The organism is Pseudomonas sp. Pseusp9 (assembly GCF_059491265.1).
The window spans coordinates 4,100,701-4,112,338 of sequence record NZ_CP168500.1; the positions used below are offsets into that span (position 1 = coordinate 4,100,701).

General features: G+C 60.4%; 11 protein-coding genes. 7 read left to right on the plus strand and 4 right to left on the minus strand.

Annotated elements, in window-relative coordinates; translation table 11 throughout:
* Window positions 1–212 precede the first annotated feature (212 nt).
* Window positions 213–854: a type 1 glutamine amidotransferase gene (locus tag ACEN8E_RS18390; protein ID WP_495589331.1), complete on the plus strand. Its 642-nt coding sequence runs from the start codon at window positions 213–215 to the stop codon at window positions 852–854.
* A 17-nt stretch (window positions 855–871) separates the two neighbouring features.
* On the opposite strand, the gene ACEN8E_RS18395 is transcribed toward ACEN8E_RS18390, so the two are convergent.
* Window positions 872–1,306 carry a rhodanese-like domain-containing protein gene (locus tag ACEN8E_RS18395; protein WP_495589332.1) on the minus strand — a complete coding sequence of 145 codons (435 nt, stop codon included), beginning with the start codon at window positions 1,304–1,306 and terminating at the stop codon, window positions 872–874.
* Between the two features lie 101 nt (window positions 1,307–1,407).
* Here ACEN8E_RS18395 and ftrA point away from each other — a divergent pair, with 101 nt between their 5' ends.
* Window positions 1,408–2,382 (plus strand): transcriptional regulator FtrA, encoded by a 975-nt coding sequence (gene ftrA, locus ACEN8E_RS18400; protein WP_495589333.1) that lies wholly within the window; start codon window positions 1,408–1,410, stop codon window positions 2,380–2,382.
* Between the two features lie 108 nt (window positions 2,383–2,490).
* On the opposite strand, the gene cobF is transcribed toward ftrA, so the two are convergent.
* Window positions 2,491–3,246, minus strand: a complete 756-nt coding sequence (gene cobF / locus ACEN8E_RS18405) for a precorrin-6A synthase (deacetylating) (protein ID WP_495589334.1) — start codon at window positions 3,244–3,246, stop codon at window positions 2,491–2,493.
* The gene (locus ACEN8E_RS18410; RefSeq protein WP_495589335.1) at window positions 3,246–3,818 is read right to left on the minus strand and encodes a histidine phosphatase family protein; all 573 of its coding nucleotides are present in this window, start codon (window positions 3,816–3,818) and stop codon (window positions 3,246–3,248) included. The genes cobF and ACEN8E_RS18410 overlap by 1 nt, the downstream gene beginning before the upstream one ends.
* A 557-nt stretch (window positions 3,819–4,375) precedes the next feature.
* On the opposite strand from ACEN8E_RS18410, the gene ACEN8E_RS18415 reads away from it, so the two are divergent.
* From ACEN8E_RS18415 to ACEN8E_RS18430, 4 genes are all read left to right on the plus strand, one after another.
* Window positions 4,376–5,392, plus strand: a complete 1,017-nt coding sequence (locus ACEN8E_RS18415; RefSeq protein WP_495589336.1) for an arginine N-succinyltransferase — start codon at window positions 4,376–4,378, stop codon at window positions 5,390–5,392.
* Between the two features lie 55 nt (window positions 5,393–5,447).
* Entirely contained in the window at window positions 5,448–6,482 is a 1,035-nt protein-coding gene (astA, locus tag ACEN8E_RS18420; protein WP_495589337.1) for an arginine N-succinyltransferase, read from the plus strand.
* A gap of 142 nt (window positions 6,483–6,624) precedes the next feature.
* Window positions 6,625–7,494, plus strand: a complete 870-nt coding sequence (locus tag ACEN8E_RS18425; RefSeq protein WP_495589338.1) for an isocitrate lyase/PEP mutase family protein — start codon at window positions 6,625–6,627, stop codon at window positions 7,492–7,494.
* A 256-nt stretch (window positions 7,495–7,750) separates the two neighbouring features.
* Window positions 7,751–8,713 carry an IS110 family transposase gene (locus ACEN8E_RS18430; RefSeq protein WP_495589339.1) on the plus strand — a complete coding sequence of 321 codons (963 nt, stop codon included), beginning with the start codon at window positions 7,751–7,753 and terminating at the stop codon, window positions 8,711–8,713.
* Window positions 8,714–8,890: 177 nt separating this feature from the next.
* Here the strand turns inward: ACEN8E_RS18430 and ACEN8E_RS18435 are convergent, their stop codons facing one another.
* A complete protein-coding gene (locus ACEN8E_RS18435) occupies window positions 8,891–9,964 on the minus strand; it encodes a diguanylate cyclase (RefSeq protein ID WP_495589340.1) in 1,074 nt (357 codons plus the stop codon).
* 199 nt (window positions 9,965–10,163) lie between these two features.
* Between ACEN8E_RS18435 and ACEN8E_RS18440 the strand changes: the two genes are divergently transcribed.
* On the plus strand, window positions 10,164–11,618 hold the full coding sequence (locus tag ACEN8E_RS18440; RefSeq protein ID WP_495589341.1) for a flavin-containing monooxygenase: 1,455 nt from the start codon (window positions 10,164–10,166) through the stop codon (window positions 11,616–11,618).
* The last annotated feature ends 20 nt before the right edge of the window (window positions 11,619–11,638 follow it).

Below are 11,638 nucleotides of genomic sequence, written 5' to 3' on the forward strand. Positions count from 1 at the left end.
AGGCTTTTATTGGCAGCTTCGATTGGCAGCGTTCGGTCATCGCCTTGTGGGCGGGAACCGAAGTGGCCGGCAGTCTAGAGCGGCTACAGGAGGGTAAATTACGCCAAGGCGACAAATATTTATAGAAAAGTGGCGCAACGAGGGAAGCATTGAGGTGAACGCGCAATGACGATGCAAAAATGCCCCCTTTGCGTCCCCTCGAGAGTAGCGCGATGCCCACGTTGAACCTGATCCAGCACCACCCCGCCGAAGGTCCGGGTGCCATCGCCCTTTGGGCCGAGTCCCGGGGGTTGACGCTGAAGGTGTTTCGCGCCGACCTCGGTCAGTTGCCGCCCGTCAGCGCCGATCCGGTGATCCTGTTGGGCGGGCCTTACGAATCCAACGCCGGTCCGGCCTGGCTGGAGGCCGAACGGCAATGGCTCAAAGGCCGTCTGGATCTGGGTGCAGCCGTATTCGCCATATGCCTGGGGGCTCAGTTGCTGGCGTTGAGTCTGGGCGGGAACGTACGGCGGATGGAGCGAAGCGAAACCGGATGGACCACGGTGAGCTTTATCGATGGGCAAACACTGAAGGTACTGGAGTGGCACGAAGACGCCATCGACCTGCCGCCTGCCGCGCAACTGCTGGCCAGCAGCGCGCAATGCGTACAACAGATGTACCGCGCCGGGCCGACGCGGCTGGGGTTGCAGTTTCATCCGGAGTGGAACGCCGAGTCGGTGGCCATGCTCAATGCGCATTTTGGCGATGAGTCGCCGTTGCCACGAGGGCCGCAGGACGGTGCTGCCTACGCCGACGTGTTGACGTGGTTGCAGGCAACACTGGATGAGTGGTGGGCGGCCTCCAAGCCACACTGATCAATGGCAGTTGAAGATCAGCATTCGCAACCGATCGCAGCATTCGCCGGCCGCGGCACCTCGACACTCAACTCAAACCCTTCATCCAGCCATCCGGTGACGCCGCCGATCATCTCCTTGACCGGATAACCCAGGGCCGCCAGTTTCACTGCAGCCTTGTTGGCACCGTTGCAATGGGGCCCGGCGCAATAGACCACGAACAGGCTGCTTTTCGGATAAGCCGCCAGGCATTCGGCGCTCAGCAAGCGCCCCGGAATGTTGATCGCTCCCGGCACATGCCCGCGTTCGAACGCCTGCGGGCCACGAACATCCACCAGAACGAAATCGACTTCACCACTCTGCTGACTGGCGTAGACGTCGGAACAATCGGTTTCGAACGTCAGACGGTTGCTGAAGTGCATCAGGGCGATGGCCGATGGGGCGGCGGGAATCTCGCGAACCAGGCTGGTCATGGGCTGTACTCCAAAGTAGCGGTGGGTGTGGGGAGACTTTATCCGCCAGTCACTTGCGGCTACAGTGGCGTACAAGACACTCACCGGGAACTTTCCGCCAAATGCACCCTACCCCTGGAATGGTCGCGATTCTGGCCTACGACGGCCTCTGCACGTTCGAGTTCGGCATTGCTGTGGAGATCTTCGGCCTGCCGCGACCTGAATTCGATTTCCCGTGGTACGAACATCGTATCGTCGCGGTCGATCAAGGCCCGATGCGTGCCATGGGCGGCATCCAGGTACTGGCCGATGGCGGCATGGAATTGCTCGCCGATGCCCGCACCATCATCATTCCCGGCTGGCGCGACCGCAGCGCCGCAGTGCCTGCGCAGTTGATCGCCGCCCTGCGCCAGGCCCACGCGCGGGGGGCGCGGTTGCTGTCGATCTGCTCCGGTGTTTTCGTCCTGGCCGCCACCGGGTTGCTCGACGGGCGCGGCGCGACCACGCACTGGCGCTATACCTCGGAACTGGCCGAGCGGTTTCCCGGCATCCTGGTGGACCCGGACGTGCTGTATGTCGATTCCGGCCAATTGATCACCTCCGCCGGCAGCGCGGCAGGCATCGATGCCTGCCTGCATCTGGTGGCACGGGACTTCGGCACGCAGGTAGCCAACTCCGTGGCCCGGCGCCTGGTCATGTCGCCGCAACGCAGCGGTGGCCAGGCGCAATTCATTCCGACGCCTGTCAGTCCCACACCGCGCAGCGATCTTTCCCGTGTCATGCAATGGGCACGTGAGCGTTTGCACGAACCGCTGGAGGTGCGCGACCTGGCCAGCGAAGCCGCAATGAGCGAACGCACTTTCCTGCGCCGCTTCAGCGAAGCCAGTGGGCAGTCACCGAAAACCTGGTTGCAGCACGAACGCCTGGGCCGCGCCCGCGAACTGCTGGAAAGCAGCGACCAGAACACCGAGCAGATTGCCGAACGTTGTGGTTATCGCTCGGTGGAAAGCTTCCGGGTGGCGTTTCGCACGGTGGTTGGCGTGCCGCCGTCGGTGTATCGGGAGCGGTTTGGGCGTGGGGGCAATGCTGCTTTTTGAGGAGTTCTCGAGGGCCCCTTCGCGAGCAGGCTCGCTCCCACATTTGAAATGCAATTCCCTGTGGGAGCGAGCCTGCTCGCGAAGAGGTCAGCCCGGTCACCTTACCGCTCAGGGTTTTCGCAGCAGATAGGTATCCATGATCCAGCCATTGGCCAGCCGCGCCGCCTTGCGCACCCGTTCGATTTCATCCGCCACATCCTTGAGCTTGCCGCTGATCAGGATTTCATCCGGCGTCCCCAGATAAGCCCCCCAGTAAATCTCGGTGTCCTGATCCACCACCTGACGGTAAGCATCCTGAGCATCGAGCATCACCACCAGGCTGTCGGCATCGCTCACCTGCCCTGCCGCCAGGCGCCGGCCTGTGGTGATTTCAACGGAGCGGCCAATCTGGTTGAGAGGCACCTTGTGCTGCGCCGCCAACGCCTGGACGCTGGTAATACCGGGGATTACCTCGAACTCGAACGCGCAGGCGCCTGAAGCCTGGATCGCCTGCAGAATACGAATGGTGCTGTCGTACAACGCCGGGTCGCCCCACACCAGAAAGCCGCCACACTGGCCGTCGGGCACTTCTTCATTGATCAGCCGTTCGAAGGTCTGCTGCCTGGTCAGGTTCAAGTCGTCGACACTGGTCCTGTAGTCCACCTCACCGCGCTCGCGCTCGGGGCTGCGGGCTTCGACAAAACGGTAATCGGGGTCGGTGATGTAGCGTTCGCAGATTTCGCGCCGCAGATCGATGAGTTTGTCTTTGCTCTGGCCTTTGTCCATGAGAAAAAAAACATCGACCCGGTTCAGCGCCTTCACCGCTTGCATCGTGATGTAGTCGGGATTGCCGGCACCGATGCCGATGACCAGGAGTTTTTTCATCACGTCAGGTCCTCGGCATCGGTGCCCGGCAAGCGCAGCCGCCAGCGGCCATGGAATCTCAATTCGAGCGCCGACAGGGGTTCGACGTCGATCAGGCTGGACGATCCACCCTGCAATACCTGCGTCAGCGCGGCGCGGATGACAAAGGGGTGGGTAATGGCAACGATGTGCCCTGGTGTCGACTGCAACGCTGTCAACCACGCACCCACCCGCTCGCCCAGTTGCACCAGCGACTCGCCACCGTGGGGTGCCGAAGCCGGATCCCCCAGCCAATGCCCGAGCGCCTGCGGATCGTTTTTTTGCAGGTCGCCGATGCGCTCACCGCCCCAGCGTCCGAAATCGCAGTCCTTCAACGCCTCGACAATCTGCGGCGCACTGCCGAACAGTTCAGCGGTTTGCCGGGTGCGCAATTCCGGGCCGCAGACAAGGCGCGCAGCACCCTTGAACTGATTGCAACGGGACAGCCTGAGCGCGTGCCAATCCATCTCCAGAGGCTCGTCCAATGGAAATCGCGCCAGTTTCTGGGCGACGGTTCGAGCGTGACAAATCAGGGTTAAACGGGTTGCCTGCACCGGCAATCACTCCAGGGATGGGAACGGCGTCAGGTGAGCGCCATTGCGCAATTGTGCCGCAAGAAAGCACGCCTTGGGGGTGTTTAATATTCCTGCATGAAACGGATTCGTTCAGTCATTTCCTGCCAGGTTTTCTGTGATGGCTGACTGCAATAAAGGCGATCACCTACAAGACTTTACGAGATCGCTGTAGTCCCTTGGTATAGGCATTTTGCCCCTTTTTCGGGCACGGCCAGACCTTGCGAAAATTAACTAGACAGCCAGTACGCGATAATTAAATACTCTTTTCAACGGACTGTTAAAACATGAACCACACTCATCCAGCAGGAGCCCGGATACCCTTTCCCGAACACCCGATCAACGCGCCCGGCCAGGCATCGCATCCGGTCAAACCGCCCGATCCTCGTTTAAAACGGTCCCTCCCAAGAAACACCTGACAAGAAAAACAGTGGCGCCTGACTACGTTCAGACGACCTCCGATTTGATGTGTGGAAAAACCGACAGTGATAGTCAGGTTCGGCTCAAGCCGCCGAATCGTTTGATACAGGAGTGTCTCCATGCTGGTCTTGCGTCCAGTCGAGTTAGCCGACCTGCCCCGGTTGCAGAAGCTGGCTCGTGAAAGCCTCGTGGGCGTCTCATCCCTGCCCGACGATAGCGAACGGTTGCGCGGAAAAATCCTTGATTCCTGTGCCTCGTTCGAGAAAGACATCGAGGGTCATGGCCCGGAAAACTATTTTTTCGTCCTCGAAGACCTGACCACGCAACACCTGGTCGGCTGTTCGGAAGTCCTCGCCACGGCGGGGTACAGCGAGCCGTTCTACAGCCTGCGCAACCGGCACTTCACCAGTGCCTCCAGGGAGCTGAACATCGAGCACGGCGTACCGGCCCTGTCGTTGTGTCACGACCTCAGTGGCCACACCTTGCTGCGGGGCTTCCATATCGATGCCACGCTGGTACGCACCGCGCACTCCGAACTGCTGTCGCGGGCGCGCCTGTTGTTCATCGCCGCCCACGCCCGGCGTTTTTCCGAAACGGTGATCACCGAGATCGTCGGCTACAGCAGTAATGAAGGCCAATCGCCATTTTGGGATGCCGTGGGCAAGCACTTCTTCGACTTGCCCTACGTCGAGGCCGAACGGCTTTGCGGCCTGCAGAACCGCACCTTTCTTGCTGAACTGATGCCGCACTATCCGATTTATGTGCCCATGCTGCCCCAGGCGGCGCAGGACTGCATCGGCAGCATCCATCCCGATGGCCAGGAAGCCTTCGATATCCTCCAGCGTGAAGGTTTCGAAACCAACAGCTACATCGATCTGTTCGATGGCGGCCCCACGCTTTTTGCGCGCACGTCGGGCATTCGCTCCATCGCCCACAGCCAGTGCGGTATCACGCTGCCTGGCCCGGTGATCGATGCCCGTGGCCGTTTTCTGGTGAGCAACGAGTCCTTGCAGGATTATCGGGCCATCGTTGCCGATCTTGACTACATCGCCGGTCAACCCGTGACGCTGGACGCTGCCATGTGTAGCGCGCTGAAGGTGAGCGTGGGCAGCCCGATCAGGCTGATCGCCCTGTGAATACCCACCAGGGCCAACGCCAACGCCCGAGCACACGCGAACAAGGAACAGCCGCATGATTGTCCGTCCGGTCCAGATCACCGACCTGCCCGCCCTGCTCACACTGGTGCGTCAGGCAGTTCCGGGGCTTACCAGCCTGCCGGCCGACGAAGAGCGCCTGGCCTATCGGATCCGCTGGGCCCAACGCACTTTCGCCGGGCAGGTCGATCGGGCCGATGCCGATTATCTGTTCGTGCTCGAGGACGACGAGCAGCAAGTGGTGGGCGTCAGCGCCCTGAAGGGTGGGGTCGGCCTGCGCGAGCCCTGGTACAACTACCGGGTCGGACTGACGGTCAGTGCTTGCGCGGACCTGGGTATCCAGCGCCAGATCCCGACCCTGTTCCTGAGCAATGAATTGACCGGGCAATCGGAAGTCTGCTCATTGTACCTGCGCCCCGATCAACGCCGGGGAAGCAACGGTCGTCTGCTGTCGCTCGGGCGTTTGTTGTTTGTGGCCGAATTTACCCAGCTGTTCGGCAACCGGCTCATCGCCGAATTACGCGGAAGTGCCGACGAACGAGGTGGCTCACCGTTCTGGGACAGCCTCGGCCGGCACTTTTTCAAGATGGATTTCAGCCATGCCGATCACTTGTCCGGGCTGGGTAACAAATCGTTCATCGCCGAACTGATGCCGCGCCAGCCGCTGTACACCTGCCTGCTCACCGAACAGGCTCAGGCGGTGATCGGCAAGGCCCACCCCAATACCGGGCCGGCCCTGAAAATCCTCAGCGCCGAAGGGTTTGCCCACAAGGGCCATATCGATATCTTCGACGGCGGACCGGTCATTGAAGCCCCGGTTTGCGGGATCCGTACCGTGCGTGACAGCCAACCACTGTCCTTGGTCATCGGCTCACCGGACGATAAAGCGCCCACCTGGCTGATCCACAATCGCCGCCTGGAAAACTGCCGCATTACCTGCGCCCCGGCCCGACAGGTGGGCAACAGCCTGGTGGTCGATCGCCTGACCGCCAAGCGCTTGCAGCTGCAACCCGGTGACTCGGTGCGCGCCGTGCCGCTGCCTGACCTGCGGCAACAGACCGAGGCGGCGTGATCTATCAGGTCCATCGTTGCGAAGTCAATCTGCCCAACCCAGCAAATTCGTCATCATTCTCCCCCGGCGCGCGTGATAGCCTTTTATCTCTTCGGCGTTGACACTTTTGCTCAAGCCTTTCCATTCCATTGGTGGAACTCATATGTCCAGGCTTTCCCATCAAGATTTGCGCCGCAATTTTCGCCAATTGCTCGCCTCCGACACCTGCTACCACACCGCCTCGGTGTTCGACCCGATGTCGGCCCGTATCGCCGCCGACCTGGGCTTCGAAGTCGGGATCCTTGGTGGTTCGGTCGCCTCGCTGCAAGTGCTGGGTGCCCCTGACTTTGCCCTGATCACCCTCAGCGAGTTCGCAGAACAGGCCACCCGTATCGGCCGTGTCGCCCAGTTGCCGGTGATTGCCGACGCCGACCACGGTTACGGCAACGCGCTCAACGTCATGCGCACCATCGTCGAACTCGAACGTGCCGGCGTCGCCGCGCTGACCATCGAAGACACCCTGCTGCCCGCGCAGTTCGGCCGCAAGTCCACCGACCTGATCACGGTCGCCGAAGGCGTCGGCAAGATCCGCGCGGCACTGGAAGCCCGCTGCGACAAGGAAATGGCGATCATCGCCCGCACCCACGCCGGCATTCTGCCGGTGCAGGAAATCATCAGCCGCACCCGGCAATACCAGAGCGCCGGGGCAGACGGGATCTGCATGGTGGGCGTCAAGGACTTCGACCATCTGGAGCAGATCGCCGAGCACCTGAGCGTGCCGCTGATGCTGGTGACCTACGGCAACCCGCTGCTACGCGATGACAAGCGCCTGGCCGAACTGGGCGTGCGCGTCACCATCGACGGCCATGGCGCGTACTTCGCCGCGATCAAGGCGACCTACGACAGCCTGCGCGAGCAACGCCAGATCCTCACCCAGACATCGGACCTGAGCGCGACCGAGCTGACGCACACCTACACGCAACCGGAGGAATACATCCGCTTCGCGGAAGAGTTCATGAGCGTGAAGGAATGACCGTGTGAACCGACACACCGTCTTCGTCTGATCGCCTTCGCGAGCAGGCTCGCTTGTATGTTTAGACTTGAAGGGGTGGGCGGGACTAAAAGCTCGATTCCGACTCTAGCCAGTACGGACCGTGGGAGACTTCTCGTTCCGCCCTTTCTACCTAAAGCGCCGATAAGGAATTCATCGGTTAATACCGACGATAGAGGCAAGCCAGCGCTACGGTAGACCCCGACAAGCACTTAAACCCTAGCTCCGAGGATTCGTCATGACAATCCTTACCTCGCCAACGGTGGTTGGTGTCGATGTGGCCAAGGCAGAAATCGTCGTTTACCGCGAAGATCTGAAAATCACTCAGTTCATCAACAACGATCGCACAGCTATTGGGCGCTGGCTCAAATCCCTGCCGGCGCAAAGCTCGATTGCCTTGGAAGCCACCAGTCTCTACCACCTGGATACCGCTGAACTGGCCCATGGCATGGGGCACCGAGTTTACGTTGTGGACCCTTATCGGGTGAGCCACTACCGCGAAAGCATTGGCCAGCGAGCAAAAACCGACCCCTGTGATGCGCGTTTGCTGGCACGTTACCTGACCAGTGAGCAGGATCGGCTTCGCATCTGGAATCCACCTCCGAAGCTCTACACCGTGTTGAAAAGCCTCCTCAACAAACGTGCAGAACTGATGAAAGCCCGGGTTAGCATCATGCTGAGTTGGTCGAGTGAGCCCCTTCTCAAAGACCTTCTGGCCCAAGAGCTGGAGCACTTCAAACAGACTGATCAGGCTATTCAGAAATTGCTGCGCAAAGCCAGCCAAGAGGCCGGGATCACCGAAAACATCAGGCGTTGTCAAGCGATTGAAGGGATTGGCGAACTCACGGCCACCGGTCTGGCAGCCACTTTTATGCGTGGTCAATTCGCCAGTGCCGATGCGTTTATTGCCTTTTTGGGAATGGACCTGAGGCCGAAGGACTCAGGAAAGAAGCACAGTCCGCGCCACTTGAGCAAAAAAGGCGATGGGGAGCTGCGGCGTCTTGCGCACAATGCAGCAATGGCGGCTTGCCGGTCTCCCGTCTGGAAACCGCTCTATGAGTCTTACTTGGCAAGAGGCCTGGCCAGAACTCAGGCTCTGGTCATCCTCGCCCGCAAGCTCTGTCGGGTGGCATTCGCCCTCATGAAAAATCAGAGCGAATACCAGCCAAATTTAAAGCAACAGGGTTCCCCTGCAACATAGAATCTCCCACAGTGGATTGGCGGTGAGCACATCATTTGCATCCACCAGCGATCAATTGTGGGAGCGAGCCTGCTCGCGAAGGGGCCATCTCAGCCAACATCCCTACCGACTGAAACGCCGCCTTCGTCGGATCGCCGCCCGGAGCAGGCTCACTCCCACATGTCATGCAACGGACGGTCACGCCGAGTCGAGCAGTTCGCGATAGGGGTTCCCGTCACTGCAACAGATCACCCGGTTACGCCCGGTGGTCTTGGCTTCGTATAGCGCATGATCGGCGTCGTTGAGCCAAAGCGTCGCGTCGGCATGGGCCGGGTTGAATGAAGCCAGGCCAATGCTCAGGCTGACTTTCAGCGCCGGGCTCTGCTCGTACCCCAAGGTGGCGAAGCGATCACGCAGAGCATCCATGATTGAGGCGGCGCGGTTCAGGGGCAGGTCCGGAAGGATCACACAGAACTCGTCTCCGCCGTAGCGCCCGGCCACATCGGTTGCCCGCAGGTTCTGCCTGAGCATTTTGCTCAATTGGCGCAAGACGATATCGCCGGCAACATGGCCGTAGGTGTCGTTGATGGCCTTGAAATGGTCGATGTCGATCAGGGCAATCGCCCCGCCTTTTTGCTGGCGTTTGCAGCGCTGGAACTCGACTTCCAGCTGGTCCTTCCAGGCGCCATGATTCAGCAGGCCGGTCAGGCTGTCGGTGCGGCTCAGTGCCAGCAACTCGCGCTTTTGACGGCCCAGGGTATGGGCCTGGCGAAAGCAGATCCAGCCCAGCACCAGCGGATACAGGCACAGCAACGGCAAGCAGGCATAGAGCTGCACCGGACTGGTGGCAGGGATGAACGCCGGGGCGAAAATCTGCAGGCCGACACCAACGCCCAGCACTTGCGCGGCCGTCCCGGCCAGCAGGAAACGCATGCCGCCGATGGCCACATTGTTCATGGCCATCATGGAAATGGTGGTCGCGCTGGGTAGTGGGTTGAATTGCATCGCGGCAATCCAGAAGCCGCCGAGAAAGGCATCGATCAGCAGGTTGCGGTGTTCGACATAGTAGGGCGTCCTGGCCCGGCGCGTCCATTGGTAGGCCAGGTGCGGCCAGAGCAGGCCATTGAACCACATGAAACCCCAGACCCAAGGTGCCGGATCAAGTGGATACATCGCTACGCTCACACACACCAATCCCAGGGCCAAGCCCAGGATTCGCGATGTATAGAGCCTCCTGGCCAATGAGAATCCCTTTCCTCCCGTGTTTTCCATAGGGCCTCTGTACCACTCGACGAAATGCGATAACAGCCTGTGCTTCTGCGCTGGAGTCTATCAGGGCGAGATTAAATAGCCATCACCGACTGGCGGGCTGAACATCGCGCCATCACGCTCGTGTAAAAGCAAAAGCCTCGTCTCCAGAAACGGCTATACATGAAAGAAGGGATAGAACGATGACCACAAGAGGAGGCTCATGCAGACCTTTCAAGTATTGATCATCGGCAGCGGTTTTGGGGGCCAATGTGCCGCAATCAATCTGCTCAAGGCCGGCATCGACGATTTCCGCCTGCTGGAACGACGGGATTTCTTCGGTGGCACCTGGTGCCAGAACACCTACCCCGGCGCGGCAGTCGACGTGCCTTCGCCGCTGTACTCCTTGTCTTTCGCCCCGTATCGCTGGACGCAAATGTTCGCCGGACAGGCCGAACTGCACCGCTACACCCGCCATGTGGTGGAACACTTCGGCCTGCGGGACAAGGTGGAACTGGACGCCAATGTCGAACGCGTCGAATGGGACGACGCCAACAGGCACTGGACGGTGTTCACCGCCGGCAAAGGCATGTTTTGCGCGCAGTTCCTGATCAACGCGACCGGGCCGCTGAGCCAACCGGTGGAGCCGCACTTCGACGGACAGGAACGCTTTCAGGGCAAGACGTTCCACACCAACAACTGGGATCACACCTACGACTACCGGCAACAACGCGTAGCCATCGTCGGCAGCGGCGCCAGTGCGGCCCAGGTCATTCCGGCGATTGCCCCGCACGTCGGGCACTTGCATGTGTTCCAGCGCACGCCTCACTGGGTATTGCCCCGGGCTGACCGCAACTTCGGTCGCTTGCAGCGCTGGCTGCTGGGGATCAAGCCCGCCTACAAGCTGCTGCGCTGGGCAATCTACTGGCAATTCGAAACCCGGGTGATTGCCTTCAAGTATTCGAAACCGGCGGTGCACATGGTCCAGCGCCAGGCCCTGCGCTTTCTCAAACGCCAGGTAGCTGACGCCGAACTGCGGCGCAAACTGACGCCGGACTACACCATTGGCTGCAAACGGGTGATCCTGTCCAGCACGCTGTACCCGGCACTGGCCCGCCGCAACGTGACGCTGCACAGCCGCGAGCAAGGCATCGCGTCCATCGACGAAACCGGCATCGTGACCCTCGATGGCCACCACATCGACGTCGACCTGATCGTCTGGTCCACCGGCTACGATGCCACCGACGGGGTGATTTCCTACCCGGTAACGGGCAAGAACGGCACTCGTCTCAAGGAGGTCTGGGCGCAATACCCGCGGGCCTACCTCGGCACCGCCCTGCCCGACTTCCCCAACCTGTTCATCGTCACCGGGCCGAACACCGGCATCGGTCACACTTCGGCGCTGTTCATTATCGAATCCCAGATGAACTACATCCTCGATTGCATTCGCACCTTGAAGACTCAAGGTTTACGCAGCATCGAAGTTCGCCATGAGGCGGAACGTACCTACACTGAAATGATCCACCGGGAAATGGAACGTACCGTGTGGAAATCCGGAGGTTGCCACAGTTGGTACCAAAGCAAGAGCGGTCATGTGATTGCCATGTTTCCGGGGTTCAGCTTCAGTTTTCATCGTTTGACCCGAGCGCTGAAACCCGCCGATCACATTTTGTCCTGAGCAGATAGAAGGGAGACGCA